The organism is Sphingomonas sp. 2SG, assembly GCF_005503285.1.
In the GTDB taxonomy this organism is placed as follows: Bacteria; Pseudomonadota; Alphaproteobacteria; order Sphingomonadales; family Sphingomonadaceae; genus Sphingomonas; species Sphingomonas taxi.
This window is the reverse complement of sequence record NZ_SCMZ01000006.1, coordinates 63415-86824: the sequence shown is the minus strand read 5'-3', so window position 1 is coordinate 86824 and position 23410 is coordinate 63415. Positions and strand designations below refer to the sequence as shown.

Sequence of the window (23410 nt, the reverse complement as noted above, 5' to 3'; positions counted from 1 at the left end):
GGCGCAAGCGGAGGCGCCGACTTCCCCCCCCCTCAGATCCGCCGCGCTTCCTCTTCCAGCATCACCGGCACGCCGTCGCGGATCGGATAGGCGAGCCCCGCCGCCTCCGACACCAGTTCCTGCGCGGCCGCGTCGTAGCGCAGCGGCTGGCGGGTCACCGGGCAGACCAAACGTTCGAGCAGCCAGGGATCGATCGACGCGGTCATTGCAGCGTCACCCGGTCCTCGCCGTCGTGGCGGCCGAAGAATTGCATCAGCTGGATGATCAGCTCGGCGCGCGTCTCGATGTCGGGCGCTTCGAGCAGCGCCTGTTTGGCGGCGGTATCGAACGGCGCGATCTGGGCGATGCCGTTGACCAGACTCTCGTCGTCGAGCCGGCCGACCGCCTCCCAATCGACGCTATAGCCCTGCGCGTCGGCGAAGCGGCGCGATTCGAGCTCGAGCGACGACCGCCGTCCCAGCGAGAGCGTGTCGTCCTCGACCGCGGGCAGCAGCTCCGCCTCGACCTGACGGAACGGCGTCGTCACGTCGAGTTCGCGCAGCACGCGGAACAGCGCGACGCCCTCCAGCACCAGATTGTAGCGGCCGTCGTCGAGCGCCTCGACCTCGGCGATCTTGCCGACGCAGCCGATGTCGTACAGCGCGTCGTGGCCGCCGGTGCCGTGCATCGGCTGGATCATGCCGATCCGCTGGTCGCGCACCATCGCGTCGCCGATCATCGCGCGATAGCGCGGTTCGAAGATGTGCAGCGGCAGATGCATCCCGGGGAACAGCAACGCCCCCGGCAGCGGGAAGATCGACAGGCGCCCGAGGACGGTCGGCGAGGTCATCCGAACAGGATCGCGGACAGGCGGCGGCGCTGCGCCGAGACCCAGGGGTCCTCCAGCCCGACGACCTCGAACAGCTTGAGCAATTGCTGGCGGGCTGCACCTTCGTTCCAGCCGCGGTCGGCGGCGACGATATGGAGCAGATTGTCCGCCGCGGCATCGCGGTCGCCCGCCGCCATCTGGGCGTTGGCGAGCGCGAAGCGGCGTTCGTGATCGTCGGGGTTGGCCGCGACCTCGGCGGCAAGGCCGGCGAAGTCCTCGACCGGCGGCGCGCTCTGCGCCAGCGCGAGCGCCGCCTTGGCGCGGTCGATGCCGGCGTCCCTGACGTCGGCGGGCAGCGCGTCGATCGCCGCCTGCGCCTCGTCGGTCAGCCCCGCCGCGACGAGCGCGCGGATGCGGCCCGACAGCACGGCGGGATTGTCCGGCGCCATCTCGACCAGTTGATCGAAGATCGACACGGCACGCTCGGCATCGCCGCTCGCCAGCACCTCCTCGCCCATCGCGATCAGCGGTTCGATCTCGGCGGCGGCCTCGTCGCCCGGCGCGGCAATCGGCAATTGCTTGAGCAACTGGTCGAGGATCACGCGCAATGCCGATTCGGTGCGCGCGCTGGTCAGATCGGCGACGAGCTGGCCCTGGAACATCGCATAGACGGTCGGGATCGACTTGATCTGGAATTGCGCGGCGATGAACTGGTTCTTGTCGGTATCGATCTTGGCGAGCACCACGCCCTTGTCGGCATAGGCGGCGGCGACCTTTTCCAGCGTCGGCCCCAGCGCCTTGCACGGCCCACACCATTCCGCCCAGAAATCGATGATGACGAGGGAGGTCATCGACGGTTCGACGACGTCGCGGCGGAAATCCTCGATCGCCTGCTTTTCCGCGGGCGCCATTCCTAGCGTGGCCAAGTCATGCTCCTTCGTATTCGGTAGCCGCCCATGTGGGGCAGCGGCGCGCCCGCGCCAAGGTGTTAAGCGACCTCTACCCGAACGCGCCCGCGGTTACACCCGTGCGACCACCGGACCGCTCCACGCCATCGGCTGGACCGGTTTGCTTGCGGTCGCGCAGATCAAAGCCCGCTTCCATTTGTTACATTCACGAAAACCTGATTTCATCACAGAATCCGGTGGAGGCCGACACTATTTGTCCGTGCCGACAATAGAAAAAGAATCCCAGTCTTCAGGTCGTTTGCAATGGAGTCCTCCTCCGGTCGCGGTCGGCATCTTATCCGTCGTCTATAATGATACGTGATGCGATGCGTGAAGGGATCAGACGATGATCATCAGCAACAGTGCAACGACGACGCCGGTGCAATCCGGCGTGGCTTCGAAGCCGAACAGCACTTCCCCCACCGATACGATCAGGACCCCGGTGGCCGATGCCAAACCCGGTACGCCGGGGATCAAGCGCCTCTCGGGCGACGCCGCAGCCGTGGTGCTGACCGAACAGGGTAAGGACAAAGCCAGTCCGGCTCCCGCAAAGGCGCCGCCGCCCCCGCCGAAGCTCGATCTGCACGGTCAGGATCTGCGCACGGCCGATCTGACCAAGCTCGATCTGCGCGGCGCCGATCTGACCGGTGCAGACCTCACCGGCAAGGATTTGTCGGGCATCGATCTCAGTGGCGCGACGCTGACCGGCGCGAAATTCGACGGCGCCACGTTCAGCCACACCAATCTCCACGGCGTTACCGCCACCGGCGCCAGCTTCACCAAGGCGAGCTTCGACGAGACCGATCTCGATAACGGCAATTTCACCGAAGCGAAGTTCACCGGCGCGACGTTCGGTGCGAACTTCCAGCTCCCGCCGACCAAGGAAACAACCTTCGACAAATGTTATATCGTCAAGGGTGTCAACCTGACGAAAGCAGACTTTTCGAACGTGATTTTTCAGAAATCGATCTTCGTCAAACAGTTCGTCGCAGATGAGGCGTCATTCAACAATATACAAATGAGCTATCTTTCCAACTTCACGTTCTCGGATGGGAGTGTCAAGCAAGCAACCTTTCAAGGCTTTACCGGAGGCGTCAACGTCTGCGGCACCGATGCGTCAAGGGCAGATTTTAGCCATATAAGCGGCGGACATGTGTCTTTCGGTGGTGCGAAGATAGATGGTGCAACCTCCCATGACAGTGACACCGAGCTCAACTTTTCCCGAATGGACATCCGGCATGCCGACCTGTCCACGAAAAATAACAGTCTGAAAAATTCGATTTTTGAAGAGTGCGATATGCGCGGCATGGATTTCTCGGGATATAACTTTTCGGGTGCCCACTTCGTTAGCTATGGATCGAAGTCCGAGGGGTGTTACGGTGCCAAAACGTCGATCGATACCGGTGATCTGGTCACCGGCACCAACTTTCATGGTGCTAACTTCACCCATACGTATTTCCAATGCATGCAGATGGCAAAGGCATTGTTTGATGATGGGGGCCTTCGTGGCGCCATCGTATCAAACCTCTTGAGCACCGTCGTGCATGTCACCGACAATAATTACGACATAAACACGTTATTTCGCAATATCTGGCCTGAGCACAAGGCCATGCTTGCAAAGTTGGGGAGGTAGTTCAACCAGCAAGGAGGAACGACATGAAAATGTTGAGAAAGGCGATGCTGCTGGCTTTGGCGGCGCTGGCGGCAATTTGTACACCGACGATGGCAAGCTGTCAGGGTCATTACCAGAACGGCATCTGGCAACTCTCCAATACGAGCATAACCGGAACGTTCATAAATGGTACGACACGTAGCGATGTGACGTTCTCCAATATCCACTGGACTGGTCGCTACGGCACCGCCAACAGCGATGGAACGATCACAAATCGAATCCAGGGCGCCGTAGCGCCGGGCAAGTCCATTCCGAGCTATCACCGGATGGGCGATCTGGATATTGGCGAGCGCTATACCGAATTGTCGTTTTATGCCAATTTCACACGACAAGACGGCACAACCGGAAATTGTTACTTCTGGTATGCCTATAATATCGAGACCGAAACCCGATACGGTAATGCCAATTCCCCGGGAGGAAGCGACAAGCAACGCCTTCCCGTTTGTGAGTTAACTTTCAACTCATATTACGATATTACCTGGAAAATCACTGACCCACGCGGCTGATTGTCGGCCAACCCGGCGGCTCGCCGTAAAGTGCCGCCGGGTTTACACCCGCTCGACCGAATTCACCGCATCCGCCGCGCGGAGCGCCGCGATCAGCCGCATCAACTGATGGATGTCGTGGACCTCGACGTCGATGACGTTGGTGTGAAACATCGAATCGCGCGTATCGAGACGCAGCGCGATGATGTTCGCCCGATGCGCACCGATGATCGTCGAGACGATGCCGAGCGCGCCGGGCTCGTTCTTCACCTGCACCGCGATCCGCGCCACCGCGCCGTCGCTCTTGTCGCCCCAGTCGACATCGACCCAGTCGGTCTCGTCCGTCCCGCGCTCGGCGAGTTCGGCGAGCACCGGACAGTCGATCGCATGGACCTCGATCCCCGCATCGGGGCGGCGCAGCCCGACGATCCGGTCGCCCGGCACCGGATGGCAGCATTCGGCGAGGTCGAAGGCGACGCCAGGGGTCAGCCCCTTGATCGAAATGGCGGTCGATTGCGGCGCCAGCAATCCGACGTCGGCGCCCGCCGAGCCCGGCATCAGCGCCTCCATTACCGCATGGTCGGAGATCGTCCGCCGCGCGATCGCGGTCATCAGCGCCGCCTCATCACCGAGGTTGAGCCGCGAAAGCGCATGGTCGAGCGCGTCGCCGCCGAGCTGCGCGGGCAGGCGGCGGACGATGTCGTCGTACAGCTTGCGGCCCAATGCGATCAGCTCGTCGCGCTCGCGGTTGCGCAGATGGCGGCGGATGCCGGCCAGCGCCTTGCCGGTGATCGCGAAATTGAGCCAGCCCGGCTGCGGCACCTGCCCCTTGGAGCGCAGCACCTGCACCTGGTCGCCATTCTCGATCACCGTCGACAGCGGCACGACGCGGCCGTTGATCTTGGCGCCGACCGCCTGGTCGCCGAGATCGGTATGGACCGCATAGGCAAAATCGATCGGCGTCGCGCCCTTGGGCAACTGGATCAACTCGCCCTTCGGCGTGAAGGCGAAGATGCGATCCTGATACATCGCCATGCGGGTATGTTCGAGCAGCTCCTCGGGGCTGCCGGCGGTGTCGAGGATCTCGACGAGGTCGGCGATCCAGCTGTGCTGGCTGTCGGCGCGGACCTTCTTTTCCTTATACGCCCAATGCGCGGCGAGGCCGAATTCGGCCTCGGCATGCATGTCGGCGGTGCGGATCTGGATCTCGATACGCGCATTGTCGGCATGGATCACGCTGGTGTGCAGCGAGCGATAGCCGTTGCGCTTGGGCGTCGAGATATAATCCTTGAACCGCCCCGGCACCATCGGCCAGCGGCGATGGATGATGCCGAGCGTGCGGTAGCAATCCTCGACCGTCGGCACGATCGCGCGGAACGCCATCACGTCGGACAATTGCTCGAAGCTGATGTGGCGCTCGCTCATCTTGCGCCAGATCGAATAGGGGTGTTTCTCGCGCCCGGTCACCTCGGCCTCGACGCCGGCGCGGCCGAGCAGCAGTTTCAGGCCCGAGGCGATCTTGGCGATCCGGTCGCCGCCGCCGGTTTTGAGCTGCTCCAGCCGCTTGCTGATCGACTCATAGGCTTCCGGCTCGAGCTGTTCGAAGGCGAGCGTCTGCATCTCCTTCATGAACTCGTACATCCCGATCCGCTCGGCGAGCGGCGCGTAGATGTCCATCGTCTCCTTCGCGATCCGCCGCCGCTTCTCGGGCTTGGCGATGTGATGGAGCGTGCGCATGTTGTGCAGCCGGTCGGCGAGCTTGACCAGCAGCACGCGAATGTCGTCCGACATGGCGAGCAGGAACTTGCGCAGATTCTCCGCGGCGCGCTCGTTCTCGGTCTGCGCCTCGATCTTGCTCAGCTTGGTGACGCCGTCGACCAGCCGCGCGACGTTGCCGCCGAACAGCCGGGTGATCTCCTCGGGCGTCGCGACGGTATCCTCGATCGTGTCGTGGAGGATCGCGGTGGCGATCGTCTCGTCGTCGAGCCTCAGGTCGGTGAGGATGCCCGCCACCTCGATCGGATGGCTGAAATAGGGATCGCCGCTCGCCCGCTTCTGCGAGCCATGCGCCTGCATCGAAAAGACATAGGCGCGATTGAGCAGCGCCTCGTCCGCCTCCGGGTCATAGTCGAGCACGCGGTCGACCAGTTCATATTGCCGTAGCACGCGCACCACATGGGGTAGGGTCGTACCGCTTTGCAACATATTGTTGCGACCTTGCGGCCGAATTCGACAGGAGCCGGCCTGCGCGGACGACGCGCACGCCGGCGTCGCGATCCGCGCCGATATCGGCTAGATAGCCGGTCTGGGAGAGGATCATGATGGCGATACCGGCTCAGCCGCCCAAATTGCGCGAGACGCTGCGCGGATGCAGCCTGCCCGCGGCGCTGGAGGCGATGGGGGAACGCTGGTCGTTCCTGATCCTGCGCGCCGCATTCAACGGCCTGCATCATTTCGAGGCGTTCCAGGCGGAGCTCGGCATCGCCCGCAACATCCTGTCGAACCGGCTTGCGCGGCTGGTCGATCACGGCATCCTGCAGCGCGAGCCGCTGCCCAAGGACCGCCGCAAGATCCGCTATACGCTGACCGAAAAGGGCCATGCGCTGCTGCCGACGATGGTCGCGCTGCGGCAATGGGGCGAGCGGTGGGAGCTCGGCGAGCCCGCCTTTCCGGTGCTCGTCGACACGCGCGACCGGCGGCCGATCGCGCCGGTGGCGGTCCATGCGGAGGACGGCCGGGTGCTCGGCCAGGGCGATCTGATCTGGGCGTTGCCCGAAGAGGTGCGGGCGGCGGCGGCGGAATGACGACGGCTTGTTCCCGCCCGCGCGCTGGCGTAGCGGCAGGCGTATGAAACGCCTCGCTATCTATTGCGGCTCGGCCACGCCGTCCGACCCCGTCTACATCGACTCCGCGCGCGCGATCGGCCGGACGCTCGCCGAGCGCGGCATCGGCGTCGTCTATGGCGGCGGCCGGCTCGGGCTGATGGGCGCGGTCGCCGATGGCGCGCTGGCGGCGGGCGGCGAGGTGATCGGCGTGATCCCGCAGGCGCTGGTCGATGCCGAGGTCGCGCATCGCGGCCTCACCGAGCTGCACGTCGTCGCCGGCATGCATGCGCGCAAGGCGGCGTTCACCGATCTCGCCGATGGCTTCGTCACCATCCCCGGCGGCACCGGCACGATGGACGAATTGTGGGAGGCTTTGAGCTGGGCGCAGCTCGGCTATCACGCCGATCCGGTCGGATTGCTCAACGTCGCGGGCTATTACGATCACCTGATCGCCTTCTGGGAGAAGTCGGCGGAGGTCGGGTTCCTGCGGCCGCAACATCGCGATCTGCTGATCGTCGACGACACGCTCGACGGCCTGCTGACCAAGATGGCCGCGCACGTGCCGACGCAGCCGATCGTGCGGATGAAGACATCTGACCTCTAGCGCCGGTCCGACGCGCGACGCGATCGTCGCCACCGCGCACGAATCGATCGCGCGCGGCTCGAAGAGCTTCGCCGCGGCGAGCCTGTTGTTCGACCGCGCGACGCGCGAGCGCGCGTGGCTGCTCTACGCCTGGTGCCGCGCCTGCGACGATATCGCCGACGGGCAGGATCACGGCCATACCATGTCGGTGGTCGAGGACGCACCCGAGCGGGTCGCGGCGATGGCGGCGCTGACCGACGCGGCGCTGGCCGGGCAGGTGATCGGCGTGCCGGCGTTCGACGCGCTGCGCATCGTCGCCGCCGAGACGCGGCTGCCGGCGCGGTTCGCGCACGATCTGATCGAGGGATTCCGGCTCGACGGCGCGGGGTGGCGGCCGAAGACCGAGGATGACCTGCTGACCTATTGCTATCATGTCGCCGGTGTCGTCGGCTGCATGATGGCGGTGATCATGGGGGTGGCACCCGACGACGAGCCGGTACTCGACCGCGCCTGCGACCTCGGGCTGGCGTTCCAGCTCGCCAATATCGCGCGCGATCTCGACGAGGATGCGCAGGCGGGGCGCTGTTATCTGCCAACCGACTGGCTCGACGAGATGGGCATTCCGCCCGGTGCCGTGATGGCGACCGAGCACCGGCCGGCGCTGGCGATCCTCGCGCGGCGGCTGACCGACCACGCCGCGCAGTTCGAGGCGAGCGCGCGAATGGGGACGCGGGCGCTGTCGTTCCGTTCGGCCTGGGCGGTGCTGGCAGCGGCGCAGATCTACGGCGCGATCGGTCGCAAGGTCGCGATGCGTGGCGAGCGCGCGTGGGATGCGCGGGTGACGACGTCGAAGGGGGATAAGCTGCGCTTCATCGCGCGTGCGGCGAAGGAAGCGCGGGGGCGGACGACGCTGGTCAACATGCCGCGCGATCCGGGATTGTGGCGGCGGCCGATCCGATAACGTCAGACCGAAATCAGCCATCCGTGCTGAGCTTGTCGAAGCACCGGGAGTCTCACGCCCTTTGACAGGCTCAGGGCAAACGGGGTTTCGAGTCCCGGCATTACCCAGACGAGCGTTACGACCGCTTCGCCTTGCTCTCGGCCTTAGCCACCTGCGCGCCTTCGGTCCGGCACGCCGCGCCGATCATCGGATAGGGCACGTCGGTGTTGCGCGCGAGCTGGTCGGGCAGCGCCGCACGGCATTGCGCCATCGAGCTATAATGCGTCGGCACGATCCGCGCCTCGGTGCACTGGACGTTGCCGTCCGCGCAGCCCATGATCGCCATGACGTAGAACAACGGTTCCATGATCGCCTCGCTTCCACGGGGTAAAATCCGTGGCGGGCGCATTATGTTCCGCCCGGTCGCTTTCGCGTGGAGGGCCGAGCACTTACATGAGGCGCAATGCCTCCCGTCGATCCGACCAGCCACACCCGCGCCGATCAGCCCCTGTTGCCGACGCTGCGCCGCTTCCTGCCCTATCTTTGGCCCGCGGGTCAGGCGGGGCTGAAGGCGCGGATCGTCGGGGCGATGACGCTCGTCGTGATGAGCAAGATCGTCCAGGTGTTCGGCGCCGCCTATACGCTCAAATATGCGGTCGACCGGATGGCGATCGGCGACCGCGGCGTCGCGACGATCGTGATCCTGCTGGTGGTCGGCTATGCCGCCTCGCGCTTCGCGACGACGTTGTTCGACAACCTTCGCAACGCGGTGTTCGAGCGCGTCGGGCAGGATGCGACGCGGCGACTGGCGGCGAACGTCTTCCGCCACCTCCACGGCCTGTCGCTGCGCTTCCACCTCGAACGACGCACCGGCGCGGTCACCAAGGTGGTCGAGCGCGGCACCAAGAGCATCGACACGATGCTCTATTTCCTGCTGTTCAACATCGCGCCGACGGTGCTCGAGCTGGCGATGGTGCTCGGCATCTTCTGGCACAGTTTCGGCTGGCCGTTAGTCGCCGCGACGGTGGCGATGGTCGCGATCTATATCCTGTTCACGCAGCGGGTGACCGACTGGCGCAACGCGCTGCGTGCGCAGATGAACGACCTCGATACCGGCGCGGTCGCGCATGCGGTCGATTCGCTGCTCAACTTCGAAACGGTCAAATATTTCGGCGCCGAGGAGCGCGAGGCACGGCGCTATGATTCGGCGATCTCGGCCTATGCGGCGGCGGCGACCAAGTCGGAGAACAGCCTCGCCTGGCTCAACGTCGGGCAGGCGCTGATCACCAACCTGATGCTCGGCGCCGGCATGGCCTATGTCGCCTGGGGCTGGAGCCGCGGCAGCTTCTCGGCGGGCGACGTCGTGTTCGTCTCGACCTTGCTGTCGCAGCTGTTCCGGCCGCTCGACCTGCTCGGCATGGTCTATCGCACGATCCGCCAGGGGGTGATCGACATGGCGAGCATGTTCGCGCTGATCGACACGCCCGCCGAGGTGGTCGACGCCCCCGGTGCGAAACCGCTGGCCATCGCCAAGGGTCATGTCCGCTTCGAGGGCGTGCGCTTCGGCTACGACCCCGGTCGCGAGATCCTGAAAGGGCTCGACCTCGACGTGCCGGCAGGCAGCACGCTGGCGGTGGTCGGGCCGTCGGGCGCGGGGAAGTCGACGCTGGCGCGGCTGATGTACCGTTTCTACGACGTCGCCGAGGGCCGGATCACGATCGACGGCCAGGATATCCGCGATGTCCAGCAGGCGAGCCTGCGCGCCGCGGTCGGCATCGTGCCGCAGGACACCGTGCTGTTCAACGACACGATCGGCTACAACATCGCCTACGGCCGCGAGGGCGCGGGCCGTGCCGCGGTCGAGGCGGCGGCGGCGGGCGCGGCGATCGCCGGCTTCATCGAGCGCCAGCCCGAAGGCTATGACGCGCGTGTCGGCGAGCGCGGGCTCAAATTGTCGGGCGGCGAGAAGCAGCGCGTCGCGATCGCGCGCACCTTGCTCAAGAACCCGCCGATCCTGATCCTCGACGAGGCGACGAGCGCGCTCGACAGCCGCACCGAGGCGGAGATCCTCGACACGCTGGAAGCGATCGAGCGCGGCCGCACGACGATCGTCATCGCGCACCGCCTGTCGACGGTGATCCACGCCGACCAGATCGTCGTGCTCGACGGCGGCCATGTCGCCGAGCGCGGCACGCATGCCGAACTGCTGCGGCTGGGCGGCGTCTATGCCGAAATGTGGGCGCGTCAGGCGCAGGAGCAGGACGAGGACGTGCCGGGCGCCAGCGAGGGCGCGCTCGCGGCGGAATGAGGCGGGCGCGGGTCGACGCTGGCGGCCCCCGCGCCTACATGGCGCGGTGATGATCCCCGATCCCCTGCCCACCCTGTCGCGCGTCTTCGGCTTTCCTGCGTTCCGTGGTGTGCAGGAGGATGTCGTCACCCGCGTGCTGGCGGGGCAGCGGACGCTCGGCGTGATGCCGACGGGTGCGGGCAAGTCGCTCTGCTACCAATTGCCGTCGGTGATGATGGAGGGGACGTGCGTCGTCGTCTCGCCGCTGATCGCGCTGATGCACGACCAGCTCCGCGCCGCCGAGGCGGTGGGGATCCGCGCCGCGACGCTGACCAGCGCCGACCAGAATCGCGCCGAGTCGATCGCACGCTTCCGCGCCGGCGAGCTCGACCTGCTCTATATCGCGCCCGAGCGCGCCTCGACCGGCCATTTCCGCGAATTGCTGGCGAGCGCGAAGCTCAGCCTGTTCGCGATCGACGAGGCGCATTGCGTCAGCGAATGGGGCCACGACTTCCGCCCCGATTACCGGTTGCTCGCGCCGCTGATGGATGCCTTTCCGGAGGTGCCGCGGCTGGCGCTGACCGCCACCGCCGATGCGCATACCCGCAGCGACATCCTGCAACAGCTCGGCATTCCGGCGGACGGGCTGATCGTCTCGGGGTTCGACCGGCCCAATATCCGCTATGCGATCACCCCCAAGGCGAACACCACCAAGCAGATCGCCGACGTCATCGCCGCCACCCCCGGCCCCGGCATCGTCTATGCGCAGACCCGCGCCGCGACCGAGAAGCTCGCCGAGGCCCTGGGCCGCACCGGGCGGCCGACGCGCGCCTATCATGCCGGGCTCGACGCGCATATCCGCCAGAAGAACCAGGCGGATTTCGTCGCCTCCGAAGACATGGTGATCTGCGCGACGGTCGCCTTCGGCATGGGGATCGACAAGCCCGATGTCCGCTTCGTCGCGCATGCCGGCCTGCCCAAGTCGATCGAGGCCTATTATCAGGAGACCGGCCGCGCCGGCCGCGACGGCGATCCGGCGGTGGCGCATCTGTTCTGGGGCGCCGAGGATTTCGCCCGCGCCCGCCAGCGGATCGGCGAGGTCGAGCCCGAACGGCAGGCGGGCGAGCGCACCCGGCTGGCGGCGCTCGGCGCGCTGGTCGAGACCGCGGGTTGCCGCCGCCGCATCCTGCTCAAGCATTTCGGCGAGGACCGGCAGGAGGATTGCGGCAATTGCGACAATTGCCTCGGGTCGCCCGATGCGGTCGACGCGACGCAGACCGCGATGAAATTCCTCTCTGCGGTGTTCCGCACCGGTCAGATGTTCGGCGTCGGCTATGTCGAACAGGTGCTGCTCGGCCAGTCGACCGAGCGCAGCGTCGATCGCGGGCATGAATCGCTGTCGGTCTGGGGCATCGTCGACGGCGAGGAGGCGGCGCTGATCAAGCCGGTGGCGCGCGCGCTGCTGCTCCGCGATGCGCTGCGCACCAATGCGCATGGCGGGCTGGAATTCGGTCCCGGCGCGCGGCCGATCCTCAAGGAGGGGCAGCAGGTGATGCTGGTGGTGCCGCCCAAGCGCGCCCGCGGTGGCCGCAAGCGCGATGCCGGCGTCGCGGCCAATCCGGCGGACAATCCGCTGTTCGAGGCGCTGCGGACCTGCCGCCGCGATCTCGCCAAGGAGGCGGGGGTGCCGCCCTATGTGATCTTCCACGATTCGGTGCTGCGCGAAATGGCGGCGCAGCGGCCGGGCAGCCGCGCCGAGCTGATGCATCTGTCGGGCATCGGCGCGCGCAAGCTGGAGGCTTATGGCGACGCCTTCCTCGACGTGATCCGGTCGCACGGCTGATCTGTCGTCGGTTAAGAAACCCGGTACAAAAGGCGTGGAAACGCGACCAAAATAGCTGACGTATCTCGACCGATCGCGTAATGGGACCGGATGGCCGACATTCGCAGCATCAACGACCGGATCAGCGTCGCTCCGCAGATCGCTCCCGAGGATATCGCGGCGATCAAGGCGGCGGGTTTCGTCGCGATCGTCAACAACCGTCCGGACGACGAGGACAGCGGCCAGCCGAGCGGCGACACGATCCGCGCCGCGGCGGAGGCGGCGGGCCTCGCCTATAGCGCGATCCCCGTGACGCATGCCGGCTTCTCGCACCCGCAGATCGACGCGATGGCGGCGGCGCTGACCGCAGCGGACGGGCCGGTGCTCGCTTATTGCCGGTCGGGGACGCGGAGCTGCAACCTCTGGGCGCTCGCCGCGGCCAAGGCGGGGCGCGATCCCGAGCTGCTCGTCGCGCAGGCGCGCGGCGCGGGCTACGACCTTGCCGGTATGAAGCCGACGCTGGACGCGCTCGCCGGCGGCGCGTGACGGACGTGACCGATCGGGAGATCTGGATCGCGGTCGGCGCGGCCTTGGTCGCGATAGCGGTGACGCTCAGCGTCGTGCTGGCCTCGCGCGGTCGCCGCAAGCCGCGGATCGCCAGCCCCGAGGAAGCGGCGGAGGCGGCCGAACGCGCGCTGTCGGGTTTCGACACGCAGGGTGCGGTGGTCGGCGCCGATGGCGGCGGCGCGCTGGCGGTCGATCGCGGCGGGCGCGTCGCGGTGATGACGCGCGACGGCGCCCGGATCGCGGTACGCGAGGTGCCATGGGGGGCGCTGCGCTCGACCGCGGAGGGCATTTTGATCGACACCGGCGAGCGGAAACTGGGCGCGGTGCTGGTCGCGGGCGTGGATGCGCTCGACGTGCGGCGGCTGGCGCCGGCCGATCTCAAGCGGCTCGTGCCGCATCTGGGGCGGTAGACCTTTCAGGTCCTCCCCCGCCAGGGGGAGGGGAACCAGCGAAGCTGGTGGAGGGGGAGGACAGGGTGGAGCTCTGTCAAGGACTCCCACCCTTTCCTCCCCCTCCGTCACGCCTTCGGCGTGCCACCTCCCCCTTGCGGGGGAGGAATTGAGTTACGCCGCCTCGGTCTCGAGCGCCGGGTAATCGATGTAGCCTTCCGGCCCCTTCGAATACCAGGTCGCCTGATCGTCCTTGGCGAGCGGTGCACCCTGACGCAGGCGTTCGACGAGATCGGGGTTGGCGATGAACTTGCGGCCGAAGGCGATGCCGTCCGCCACCCCCGAGTCGAGATCGGCCTGCGCGCCCTCCGGCGTATAATCCTGGTTGAGGATCAGCGGCCGCTTGAACACCTCGCGGATCTGCGGGCTGAGCTTGGGCACGTCGGTGCTGCCGAAGGTGCCGTCGGGCGCCTGTTCGCGCAGCTCGAGGAAGCCGATGCCGAGCGCGTCGAGCGCCGCCGCGGCGGGGACGAAGACGCTGGCGGGATCGCTGTCGTCGGCGCCCTGCGTCTCGCCGTTGGGCGACAGGCGGATCGAGGTGCGGCCGGCGCCGATCGCGTCGATCACCCGCTCGACCACCTCGCGCATGAAGCGGATGCGGTTTTCCGGGCTGCCGCCGTATTCGTCGTCGCGCAAATTGGTGTTGTCGCGCAGGAACTGGTCGACCAGATAGCCATTCGCGCCATGGATCTGGACGCCGTCGAAGCCGGCACGCAGCGCATTGGTCGCGGCATCGGCATATTCGTCCTGCGCCCGGCGGATGTCGTCGAGCGTCGCCGCCTGCGCCTCGGCATAGGGGTTTTCGGGCTTGTGATAGGGCGCGCGCGTCGCCGAGGACGACAGCGGCGTCATGCCGATCACGTCCGGGCGGGCGAGCCGGCCCATATGCCAGATCTGCGCGACGATCTTGCCGCCGGCCTCGTGCACCGCGGCGGTGACCGGCTTCCACGCCTCGACCTGCGCGTCGGTCCACAGGCCCGGCGCGTTCGGCCAGCCCAGGCCCTGACGGCTGACGCCGGTGCCCTCGGTGATGATGAGGCCGGCGCCGGCGCGCTGGCGATAGTAATCGACCATGATGTCGGTCGGCACGTGATCGTCGGTCGACCGGCCGCGGGTGAGCGGCGCCATGAGGACGCGGTTGGCGGCGTGGATATCGCCCAGCTGAATGGACTCGAAAAGGCTCGGCATAGATGCTCCCAAATGGCCTGACGGACGGGAGATAGGGCGCTACAGGGCGGCATGCATCAGGCGAGGCCCAGAAGAAAAACTGTCGCGGCGGCAACCTGGCAGGCGCCGGGCGCCGCGTTCGCCGCGCTGGTCGTCGCCAATGTCGCGCTCGCCTTCGGGCCGTGGTTCGTCCGGCTCGCCGATGTCGGCCCGGTCGCCGCCGGCTTCTGGCGGATCGCGCTCGCCATCCCCTTCCTTGCCGGGCTCGCGCTGGCGAGCGGCGGCCGGCCGGCTCGGCTGGGCGCCGGCCTGTGGGTCATGCTGGCGATCGGCGGCGTCGCCTTCGCCGCCGACCTCGCCAGCTGGCATCTCGGCATCGTCCGCACGACGATGGCCAATGCGACGCTGTTCGGCAATTCGGCGATCCTGATCTACCCGCTCTACGGCTTCCTCGTTGCCAGGGCGTGGCCGACGCGGACGCAGGGGATCGCGCTGCTGCTCGCCGCGATCGGCGCGGGGCTGCTGATGGGGCGCTCCTACCAGCTCGATTCGCGCAACCTCGCCGGCGACCTGCTCTGCATCCTCGCCGGCATTCTCTATACGCTCTATATCGTGCTGATGGCGCGGGTCCGGCTGGCGATGCGGCCGCTGCCGGCACTGGCGCTGGCCAGTGCGGCGACCGCGCTGCCGATGCTCGCCTTCGCGCTGCTGCTGCGCGAGACCGTGATGCCACAGCATTGGTCGCCGCTCGTCGGCCTCGCCTTGGTCAGCCAGGTGATCGGCCAGGGCTGCATGATCTTCGCGCTCGGCCGCCTGTCGCCGCTGGTGATCGGCATCGGGCTGCTGATCCAGCCGGTGGTGGCGGGTGCGATCGGCTGGGTCGAATATGGCGAGCGATTGCGGGGACCAGATTGGGTCGGGGTCGCGTTGGTCGCGCTGGCGTTGGTGCTGGTGCGCCGCGCCGAGGTTGCACCGTCGCGCCGGCGGGCGCAGGAGGCAGCCGTGCAGGAGATGGAAGCATGACGCAGGACCTGACGCTCGACGAGATCCGCGAGACGCTCGCGGAAGGCATCGCCGCCAATGCCGCGTTCGACGGCTGGGGCGACGCCGCGCGCGACATGGCGGCCGATGGCGCCGGGATCGACCGCGACGTCGCGCGGCTCGCCTTCTCGGGCGGCGCCATCGAAATGATCGACGCCTGGTTCGGGGCGATCGACCGGCGGATGGCGGCGACGCTGCCGCCCGAGACACTGGCGGCGATGAAGATCCGCGCGCGGATCACCGCACTCGTCGAGGCGAGGCTGGCCATCGTCGCACCGGATCGCGAATCGCTGCGTCGCGCGCGCGCGATCCTCGCGCTGCCGCAAAACGTATCGCGCGCCGCGCAGTTCGGCTGGCGCAGCGTCGACGTGATGTGGCGGATGGCGGGCGACACCGCGACCGACTACAATCACTATACCAAGCGGACGATCCTGCTCGGCGTCTATGCCGCGACGATGACCGTCTTCCTCGACGACGACAGCGAGGGCCATGCCGACACGCGCGCCTTCCTGGCGCGGCGGATCGACGGGATCATGCGCTTCGAGAAGACCAAGGCGGCGTTCACCAAACGCTACGAGCATCGGCCGAGCCTGTCGCGGTTCGTCGGCCGGCTGCGCTATCCGGCGGTGTGAATCCACTCTCCCGACCATTTTGCGGGTGATACTGTCTATAAAGCCGCCATGAGGTTCGATCGATTTTCGCGCGAGACGGAGCAAATGAGGAACGCGGCGCACTTGCCGGAAGGGCGATCTGCGACCGGCAGGACCGGCCTCCGCCCCGATCGACATTTCCCATTCGCACCGCTTTACTCCCCCGTGGGTAAATGATAATCAGTTGCATCATGGATATGTCGCGTACCGTCGTTCCTGCTCTCGACCTCGTGTCGCTCCCGCGTCGCCAGCGTGCGACCGTGGCGGCGATCGACTGGACCCGCCTCGCGGTGCCCGAGGCGCGGCGGTTGCGCGAACTCGGCTTCGATGAGGGCGTCGCGGTCGAGGTGCTGCATCGCGCCTCGCTCGGCAGCGGCCCGATCGCCTGCCGGATCGGCCGGATGACCGTCGCGCTGCGTCGCGCCGTCGCCGGCGCGGTGCATGTGGCTCCCGCCACCGCCGAATAACCGTGCATGCAGCCCCGCTGGTCGCGCTGGTCGGCAATCCCAATGCCGGCAAAAGCGCGCTGTTCAACGCGCTGACCGGCGCGCGGCAGAAGGTCGGCAATTATCCGGGCGTCACGGTGGAGCGCCATTCGGGCCGGCTGGTGCTCGACGACGGCCGCCCGGTCGAGCTGATCGACCTGCCCGGCGCCTATAGTCTCGAACCCTCCAGCCCCGACGAACGCGTCACCCGCGACGTCGTCACCGGCGCGAGCAGCCTCGAACGGCTGCCCGACGCGCTGGTCGTAGTGGTCGACGCCGCCAATCTCGACAACCATCTGCGCTTCACGCTCCAGCTGATCGCGCTCGGCCTGCCCGTGGTGGTCGCGCTCAACATGGTCGATCTCGCCGAGCGCGACGGGCTGACGCTCGACGCCGCGGTGCTCGAGCGCGAACTCGGCGTGCCAGTGATCCCGACCGTCGCGGTGCGCCGGCGCGGCATCGACGCGTTGCGCGGTGCGGTCGCCGATCTCGTCGGCGGCGGGGCCAAACCGCGTGCGCCCGACGTCTCGGCGGGAACGCAGGACGATATCGTCCAGCTGCAACGCCGCGCCCGCCGCATCGCCACCGCGGCCACCGTCTCGGAAACCGCGGGCCGGCGCTGGGCGCATATGCTCGACACGGTCGCGCTGCATCCGATCGTCGGGCCGCTGCTGCTCGTCACCATCCTGTTCGTGATGTTCCAGGCGGTGTTCACCTGGGCCGCGGTCCCCGCCGATGCGATCGACGCGGGCTTCGCCGCCTTGCAGGACGTGATCAAAAGCGCGATGCCGGAGGGATTCGTCCGCTCGCTGCTCACCGACGGGCTGATCGCCGGCGTCGGCGCGGTGATCGTCTTCCTGCCGCAGATCCTGATCCTGTTCCTGTTCATCCTGATCCTCGAATCGTCGGGCTATATGGTGCGCGCGGCGTTCCTGATGGACCGGCTGATGGCCACCGTTGGCCTGTCGGGGCGGGCGTTCATCCCGCTGCTGTCGAGCTTCGCCTGCGCCGTCCCCGGCATCATGGCGACGCGGGTGATCGAGGACGAGAAGGACCGGCTGACCACGATCCTGATTGCGCCGTTGATGACGTGCAGCGCACGCTGGCCGGTCTACACGCTGATCATCGGCGCGATGATTCCCAATACGCAGCTCGCGCCGTTCATCCGGTTGCAGGGCGTCGTGATGTTCGGCCTGCTCGTGACCGGTATCGCCGGCGCCTATTTCGCCGCGCTGGCGCTGCGCCGGACGGTGACCAAGGGCGCCTCGTCGGGCTTCATGATGGAGATGCCGAAATATCAGGTGCCGCTGCTACGCGACGTGGTTCTCGGGCTTTGGCAGCGCGCGGTGATCTTCCTCAAGCGCGCCGGCACGATCATCGCAGCGACCACCGTCGTGCTCTGGCTGCTGCTCAGCTTCCCCAAGCCGCCCGAGGGCAGCGGCGTCAGCCCGGTCGACTATTCGATCGGCGGCCGGATCGGTCATGGCATCGAATATGTCGTCAAGCCGATCGGCTTCAATCGCGACATCGCGCTGGCGCTGCTGCCGGCGATGGCGGCGCGCGAGGTCGCGGTGTCGGCGATCGGCACCGTCTATGCGATCGACGACAAGGACGGCGGCGGCACCGATCGCATCACCGACCAGATCCGCGGCCGCTGGACGCTGCCGACCGCGCTTGCCTTTCTGATGTGGTTCGTCTTCGCGCCGCAATGCATCTCGACGATCGCGGTGACCCGGCGCGAGACCAACGGCTGGAAATGGCCGCTGTTCATGGTTGGCTATTTGTTCGCCGCCGCCTACATCATGGCCGGGATCACATACTGGCTGGCGGTGTTCGCCGGCCTCTAGGCATTTTCGGGGCATTTCATGGCGGGTAGCGTCAACAAGGTCATTCTCGTCGGCAACCTGGGGCGCGACCCCGAAAGCCGCAGCTTCCAGAACGGCGGCAAGGTGGTCAACCTGCGCATCGCCACCTCCGAGTCCTGGAAGGACAAGAACAGCGGCGAGCGCAAGGAAAAGACCGAATGGCATTCGGTCGCGATCTTCAACGAAGGCCTCGCAAACGTCGCCGAGCGCTTCCTGCGCAAGGGCTCGAAAGTGTATATCGAGGGCGCGCTGCAGACCCGCAAATGGCAGGATCAGCAGGGTAACGACAAATATTCGACCGAGATCGTGCTGCAGGGCTTCAACAGCGTGCTGACGATGCTCGACGGTCCCGGCGGCGGCCAGGGTGGCGGCGGCGGCGGTGGTGGTCGCGGCGGCGCCGGCGGCGGTGACGACTGGGCCGGCGGCGGCGACGATTTCGGCGGCGGCTCGTCGGGCGGCGGTTATGGCGGCGGCAGCGGCGGTCGCGGCGGCAGTGCGCCTGCGGGCGGCGGCAATCGCGGTGGCGGCAGCTTCGGCCAGGGTGGAGGCTTCGCCGACGATCTCGACGACGACGTGCCGTTCTGAGCGATCCCGGCGCACCTGCGGGCCTGTCGTTGCATTGCGGCGTGCCGCCGGTCGCACCGGCGCGCGCGCCCGTCGCCCCCGGCTGGCGCGTCGACGAGGCGACGCGCACGGCGGCGATGCAGGCCTATGATCTCGAATCGCTGCGCGACAGCGCATCGCTGAAGAAGATCACCGACTTCGCCGCCGCCTTGTGCGGCACGCCGATCGCACTGGTCAGCCTGGTCGAGGAGACGCAGCAGACCTTCCTGTCGCGAACCGGCCTCGACGTGTCGGAAACGCCTCGCGAAATGTCGTTCTGCCAGCATGCGATGCTGGAGGACCGGATCATGGTGATCCCCGACGCGACGCAGGACCCGCGCTTCATCGACAATGCGCTGGTCACCGGCGATCTGCACCTGCGCTTCTACGCCGGTGCACCGCTGGTGTCCGACGACGGCATCGCGCTCGGCTCGTTGTGCGTCATCGACACCGTTCCCCGTCAGGGGCTGACCAAGCTGCAGATGCAGGGTCTGGCGACGCTCGCCGACAATGTCATGGCGCGGCTGCGCGACAGCCGTGACGCGGCGGCGTGGCGCGCGACCGACCGGGCGACCCGCCGGCAGTTGACCGACAGCGAGGACCGGTTCCGCACGCTCGCCGATACGATGCCGCAGATGGTCTGGTCGACGCTCCCCGACGGCTATCACGATTATTACAACGCGCGCTGGTATGAATTCACCGGCACGCCGCTGGGATCGACCGACGGCGAGGGCTGGAACGACGTGTTCCACCCCGAGGATCAGGCGCGCGCCTGGGAGGTGTGGAGCCATTCGCTGGCGACCGGCGAGCCCTATCAGATCGAATATCGCCTGCGCCATTTCGACGGCACCTATCGCTGGGTGCTCGGTCGCGCGCTGCCGATCCGCGACGCCGACGGCCGGATCACGCGCTGGTTCGGCACCTGTACGGACATCCACGAACAGAAACTGGCGCTGCACGAGCGTGAGGTGATCAGTCAGGAACTGTCGCACCGGATCAAGAATATCTTCTCGGTCATCTCGGGGCTGATCTCGTTCGCCGCGCGCAGCCAGCCGGGCTTCGCACCGATCGCCGCCGACCTGCGGCAGCGGATCACCGCGCTCGGCCGTGCGCACGATTTCGTCCGGCCGCACAGCCCGCAATCGCGCCCGGCGGTACAGCAGGACAGTCTGCACGGCCTGCTCGGCGAATTGTTCGAACCCTATCAGCGCGGCGACCACCCGCCGATCACGGTGACCGGCGACGAGATCGCGATCGACGACCGGTCGGCGACGCCGCTGGCGTTGCTGTTCCACGAGCTTGCCACCAACGCGACCAAATATGGCGCGCTGTCGACCGACTCCGGCACGATCGCCGTCACCGTCGTGCGTGGCGACAATCAGGCGACGCTATACTGGACCGAACGTGGTGGACCGCCGGTAATCGCGCCCGACGGACCGCAAGGCTTCGGCAGCCAGTTGATCGAATTGTCGGCGGTGCGTCAGCTCGGCGGCACGGTGACGCGCGACTGGCGTCCGGAGGGATTGGCGATGACGATCACCGTGCCGCTGGCCGCCTTCCGGCGGGGCTGATCAGGCGATATTCGAGCCGAGCATGACGATATCGTCGTTGGCCGGCTTTTCGCCGTCGGTGGCGAAAGCGGCAGCGGCGAGGATGGCGGCCTCGCTGAACGGCTTGCGGATGTAGCCGAGCGCGCAGTCCATGCCGCGGTCGATCTGCGCGGGATTGGCGGTGACGAACACGACCTTGACCCCGTAATCGCGCGCCATCCGCTCGGCGATGCCGGGGCCGGTCGGACCATCGCGCAGGTTGACGTCGACGAAGGCGAAGCCGCAACCGGGCGCCGCCTCGATCGCGCTGGCGCTGTCCGCGGCGATCGCCGCGACGGTATAGCCGGCGTCCATCAGGATCCGCTCCAGATCGAGGGCCACGAAAATCTCGTCTTCGACAATCAGAGCGGTCTTGGTCATCATATGTCCCGGCTTGACGATGGCGAACCAGCGTTTGGGCAAATAGTTCCGCTCTTTACCACATTCATGTCGGAATCGAACATTATTCGCTCAGCGCCGCAGCAGGAAAACGGCGTGCTGGGCGAGCAGGTTGGCCGCCGCCGAGCTGCGCTGCCGGTCGCCGGACAGAAACCAGGCGCCCTCGACGACGACCTGTCGCGCCTTCAGGAACGCCCGGAAATCGTCGATCGTAACGTGATGGATATTGGGCGTGTCATACCATTGTTCGGGCAATTGGTGCGTCACCGGCATCCGCCCGCCCCAGAGCAGCGAAAGCCGCACCCGCCATTGCGCGAAATTGGGGAAACTGACGAACGCCCGCCGGCCGATGCGCAGCAGATGGTCGAGCACCACGTCGGGCGCACGCGCGGTCTGCAACGTCTGGCTGAGGATCGCATAATCGAAGCTCTGGTCGGGATAGCCGGCGAGATCGACATCGGCATCGCCCTGGATCACCGACAGGCCGCGCGCCACCGCTGCGGCGACGTTGCCCGCGTCGATCTCCAGTCCGCGCGCGTCGCAGCCGCGATCGTCGCGCAACGCCGCCATCAGCGCGCCGTCGCCGCAACCGATGTCGAGCACGCGGCTGCCGGGCGCGACATGATCGGCGATCACCGCGAGGTCGGGCCGGAGCGTCACGGCATGGCCCGCAGCATTGCCGCCGCCTCGGGGGACAGCCGTTCCATATAGCGATCGGGCCGCGGCAGCGCATGGAAACCGAGCTTTGCATAGACGCCATGTGCGTCCGCGGTGACGAGACCTATGCGGCGGATGCCGGCAAAGGCGGGATGATCGACGAACCAGCCGACCATCCGCCGCCCCAACCCCTGGCCGCGTACCGCTTCGTCGACCCAGACGTCGGCGATCCAAGCGAAAGTGGCGTGATCGGTGATCGCACGCGCGAAGCCGACCTGCTCGCCGTCGCGATAGGCGCCGAGGCAATGCGAGCCCGCGATCGCCCGCTCGACCAGATCGCGCGCGATGCCCGGCGACCAATAGCTCGACGCCAGCCAGCCATGGATGCGCGCCACGTTCAGCCGCGCCTTGTCGTCATCGAGTGCGATCATCGTCCGCCCCGCAGGAAGCCGTCGACCACGCGGTTCATCTCGGGCGCGTCGAGCAGGAAGGCGTCGTGGCCATAGGGGCTCGACAGTTCGACGAAGCTGACCGGCGCGCCGGCGGCGTTGAGCGCTTGCACGATGCTACGCGATTCGCTGGTCGGATAGAGCCAGTCGGTGTCGAAACTGACGAGGCAGAAGCGCGCGCGGCTGGCGCGGAAGGCGTTGGCGAGCAGCCCGCCATGTTCCTCGGCGAGATCGAAATAGTCCATTGCGCGGGTGATGTAGAGATAGCTGTTGGCGTCGAACCGGTCGACGAAGCTCAGGCCTTGGTGGCGCAGATAGCTCTCCACCTGAAAATCGGCGTCGAAGCCGAAGCTCTTTGCCTCGCGCGCCTGCAGCCGGCGGCCGAACTTCTCGGTCAGCCCCGCCTCGGACAGATAGGTGATGTGCGCCGCCATCCGCGCCACCGCGAGTCCCGCCGCGGGCGGTTCGCCGCCGTAATAGTCGCCGCTTTGCCAATTGGGATCGGCCATGATCGCCTGCCGCCCGACCTCGTGGAAGGCGATGTTCTGCGCGGTGTGGCGCGCAGTCGAGGCGATGATCACCGCCGCGTCGATCCGCTCCGGGAAGGTCGCGGTCCAGCTCAGCGCCTGCATGCCGCCCATCGAGCCGCCGACGATCGCCTTCAGCCGGCCGACGCCGAGATGATCGAGCAGCATCGCCTGCGCACGGACCATGTCGCGGATCGTGATGACGGGGAAGGCCATGCCCCACGGCCGCCCGGTCGCCGGATTGACGCTCGCCGGGCCGGACGAGCCCATGCAACTGCCGAGGACATTGGCGCAGATGACGAAATCGCGCGCCGGATCGATCGGCTTGCCCGGCCCGATCATCCGGGTCCACCAGCCCGGCTTGCCGGTACGCGGATGTGTCGAGGCAACATGCTGGTCGCCGGTCAGCGCATGGCAGACGAGGATCGCATTGCCGCCGTCGGCCGCGAGGTTGCCATAGGTTTCATAGGCGAACTCGACCGGCGACAGCAGCACGCCGCCGTCGAGGCGCAGCGGCCCCGGCAGCGTGACATGGCGGTTGCATCCGAAACGGTCGTCCCCGGTCATCACCGGGTCGCTACGGCGCTCTTCTT

The 23410-nt window shown here is 67.1% G+C and carries 25 protein-coding genes; 15 read left to right on the top strand and 10 right to left on the bottom strand.

Annotated elements, in window-relative coordinates:
- Positions 1-32: 32 nt before the first annotated feature.
- The 3 genes from FFS23_RS04555 to FFS23_RS04545 are packed head-to-tail and all read right to left on the bottom strand — an operon-like array spanning position 33 to position 1719.
- Entirely contained in the window at positions 33-206 is a 174-nt protein-coding gene (locus FFS23_RS04555; protein WP_081974448.1) for a Trm112 family protein, read from the bottom strand.
- Positions 203-829, bottom strand: coding sequence for an LON peptidase substrate-binding domain-containing protein (locus FFS23_RS04550; protein ID WP_038664463.1), 627 nt, complete (start codon positions 827-829; stop codon positions 203-205). The genes FFS23_RS04555 and FFS23_RS04550 overlap by 4 nt, the downstream gene beginning before the upstream one ends.
- The gene (locus FFS23_RS04545; RefSeq protein ID WP_038664466.1) at positions 826-1719 is read right to left on the bottom strand and encodes a tetratricopeptide repeat protein; all 894 of its coding nucleotides are present in this window, start codon (positions 1717-1719) and stop codon (positions 826-828) included. Before FFS23_RS04545 ends, FFS23_RS04550 begins: the two co-directional genes overlap by 4 nt.
- 382 nt (positions 1720-2101) lie before the next feature.
- On the opposite strand from FFS23_RS04545, the gene FFS23_RS04540 reads away from it, so the two are divergent.
- Together FFS23_RS04540 and FFS23_RS04535 are read left to right on the top strand one after the other, a co-directional pair.
- The gene (locus FFS23_RS04540; RefSeq protein WP_137897625.1) at positions 2102-3388 is read left to right on the top strand and encodes a pentapeptide repeat-containing protein; all 1287 of its coding nucleotides are present in this window, start codon (positions 2102-2104) and stop codon (positions 3386-3388) included.
- Positions 3389-3411: 23 nt separating this feature from the next.
- Positions 3412-3933: a hypothetical protein gene (locus FFS23_RS04535; RefSeq protein WP_137897624.1), complete on the top strand. Its 522-nt coding sequence runs from the start codon at positions 3412-3414 to the stop codon at positions 3931-3933.
- A 42-nt stretch (positions 3934-3975) separates the two neighbouring features.
- On the opposite strand, the gene FFS23_RS04530 is transcribed toward FFS23_RS04535, so the two are convergent.
- Positions 3976-6078, bottom strand: a complete 2103-nt coding sequence (locus FFS23_RS04530) for a RelA/SpoT family protein (RefSeq protein ID WP_038667481.1) — start codon at positions 6076-6078, stop codon at positions 3976-3978.
- A gap of 152 nt (positions 6079-6230) precedes the next feature.
- On the opposite strand from FFS23_RS04530, the gene FFS23_RS04525 reads away from it, so the two are divergent.
- From FFS23_RS04525 to FFS23_RS04515, 3 genes are read left to right on the top strand one after another with little or no spacing between them, the layout of a single operon-like run.
- Positions 6231-6716 (top strand): winged helix-turn-helix transcriptional regulator, encoded by a 486-nt coding sequence (locus FFS23_RS04525; protein WP_137897623.1) that lies wholly within the window; start codon positions 6231-6233, stop codon positions 6714-6716.
- 43 nt (positions 6717-6759) lie between these two features.
- Complete coding sequence (locus tag FFS23_RS04520; protein WP_137897622.1) at positions 6760-7341, top strand: LOG family protein; 582 nt, start codon at positions 6760-6762, stop codon at positions 7339-7341.
- The gene (locus FFS23_RS04515) at positions 7331-8281 is read left to right on the top strand and encodes a phytoene/squalene synthase family protein (protein ID WP_137897621.1); all 951 of its coding nucleotides are present in this window, start codon (positions 7331-7333) and stop codon (positions 8279-8281) included. Before FFS23_RS04520 ends, FFS23_RS04515 begins: the two co-directional genes overlap by 11 nt.
- A gap of 115 nt (positions 8282-8396) precedes the next feature.
- Here the strand turns inward: FFS23_RS04515 and FFS23_RS04510 are convergent, their stop codons facing one another.
- Positions 8397-8627, bottom strand: a complete 231-nt coding sequence (locus tag FFS23_RS04510; protein WP_137897620.1) for a hypothetical protein — start codon at positions 8625-8627, stop codon at positions 8397-8399.
- 96 nt (positions 8628-8723) lie between these two features.
- On the opposite strand from FFS23_RS04510, the gene FFS23_RS04505 reads away from it, so the two are divergent.
- The 4 genes from FFS23_RS04505 to FFS23_RS04490 all read left to right on the top strand — a co-directional run bounded on the left by FFS23_RS04505 (position 8724) and on the right by FFS23_RS04490 (position 13346).
- Positions 8724-10568 carry an ABCB family ABC transporter ATP-binding protein/permease gene (locus FFS23_RS04505; protein ID WP_137897619.1) on the top strand — a complete coding sequence of 615 codons (1845 nt, stop codon included), beginning with the start codon at positions 8724-8726 and terminating at the stop codon, positions 10566-10568.
- 49 nt (positions 10569-10617) lie between these two features.
- On the top strand, positions 10618-12390 hold the full coding sequence (gene recQ, locus FFS23_RS04500) for a DNA helicase RecQ (protein ID WP_038664487.1): 1773 nt from the start codon (positions 10618-10620) through the stop codon (positions 12388-12390).
- 90 nt (positions 12391-12480) lie between these two features.
- A complete protein-coding gene (locus FFS23_RS04495) occupies positions 12481-12915 on the top strand; it encodes a protein tyrosine phosphatase family protein (RefSeq protein ID WP_038664491.1) in 435 nt (144 codons plus the stop codon).
- Positions 12912-13346 (top strand): hypothetical protein, encoded by a 435-nt coding sequence (locus FFS23_RS04490; RefSeq protein ID WP_171009350.1) that lies wholly within the window; start codon positions 12912-12914, stop codon positions 13344-13346. Before FFS23_RS04495 ends, FFS23_RS04490 begins: the two co-directional genes overlap by 4 nt.
- Before the next feature lie 153 nt (positions 13347-13499).
- Here FFS23_RS04490 and FFS23_RS04485 read toward each other — a convergent pair whose 3' ends face one another.
- Complete coding sequence (locus FFS23_RS04485; protein ID WP_137897618.1) at positions 13500-14573, bottom strand: alkene reductase; 1074 nt, start codon at positions 14571-14573, stop codon at positions 13500-13502.
- 51 nt (positions 14574-14624) lie between these two features.
- Between FFS23_RS04485 and FFS23_RS04480 the strand changes: the two genes are divergently transcribed.
- From FFS23_RS04480 to FFS23_RS04455, 6 genes are all read left to right on the top strand, one after another.
- A complete protein-coding gene (locus FFS23_RS04480; RefSeq protein ID WP_137897617.1) occupies positions 14625-15575 on the top strand; it encodes a DMT family transporter in 951 nt (316 codons plus the stop codon).
- Positions 15572-16225, top strand: coding sequence for a COQ9 family protein (locus FFS23_RS04475; RefSeq protein ID WP_137897616.1), 654 nt, complete (start codon positions 15572-15574; stop codon positions 16223-16225). Before FFS23_RS04480 ends, FFS23_RS04475 begins: the two co-directional genes overlap by 4 nt.
- Before the next feature lie 209 nt (positions 16226-16434).
- Entirely contained in the window at positions 16435-16710 is a 276-nt protein-coding gene (locus FFS23_RS04470; protein WP_038664500.1) for a FeoA family protein, read from the top strand.
- Positions 16711-16712: 2 nt separating this feature from the next.
- Positions 16713-18575: a ferrous iron transporter B gene (feoB, locus tag FFS23_RS04465; RefSeq protein WP_137897615.1), complete on the top strand. Its 1863-nt coding sequence runs from the start codon at positions 16713-16715 to the stop codon at positions 18573-18575.
- 18 nt (positions 18576-18593) lie between these two features.
- Positions 18594-19178: a single-stranded DNA-binding protein gene (gene ssb, locus FFS23_RS04460; RefSeq protein ID WP_137897614.1), complete on the top strand. Its 585-nt coding sequence runs from the start codon at positions 18594-18596 to the stop codon at positions 19176-19178.
- 116 nt (positions 19179-19294) lie between these two features.
- Positions 19295-20767, top strand: a complete 1473-nt coding sequence (locus FFS23_RS04455) for a sensor histidine kinase (protein ID WP_137897651.1) — start codon at positions 19295-19297, stop codon at positions 20765-20767.
- Here the strand turns inward: FFS23_RS04455 and FFS23_RS04450 are convergent, their stop codons facing one another.
- The 4 genes from FFS23_RS04450 to metX all read right to left on the bottom strand — a co-directional run bounded on the left by FFS23_RS04450 (position 20768) and on the right by metX (position 23384).
- The gene (locus tag FFS23_RS04450) at positions 20768-21169 is read right to left on the bottom strand and encodes a response regulator (protein ID WP_052075827.1); all 402 of its coding nucleotides are present in this window, start codon (positions 21167-21169) and stop codon (positions 20768-20770) included.
- Between the two features lie 87 nt (positions 21170-21256).
- Positions 21257-21844: a methionine biosynthesis protein MetW gene (gene metW / locus FFS23_RS04445; protein ID WP_038664513.1), complete on the bottom strand. Its 588-nt coding sequence runs from the start codon at positions 21842-21844 to the stop codon at positions 21257-21259.
- Positions 21841-22272 carry a GNAT family N-acetyltransferase gene (locus tag FFS23_RS04440; RefSeq protein WP_137897613.1) on the bottom strand — a complete coding sequence of 144 codons (432 nt, stop codon included), beginning with the start codon at positions 22270-22272 and terminating at the stop codon, positions 21841-21843. The genes metW and FFS23_RS04440 overlap by 4 nt, the downstream gene beginning before the upstream one ends.
- Positions 22269-23384, bottom strand: coding sequence for a homoserine O-acetyltransferase MetX (gene metX / locus FFS23_RS04435; RefSeq protein WP_137897612.1), 1116 nt, complete (start codon positions 23382-23384; stop codon positions 22269-22271). The genes FFS23_RS04440 and metX overlap by 4 nt, the downstream gene beginning before the upstream one ends.
- Positions 23385-23410: the final 26 nt, after the last annotated feature.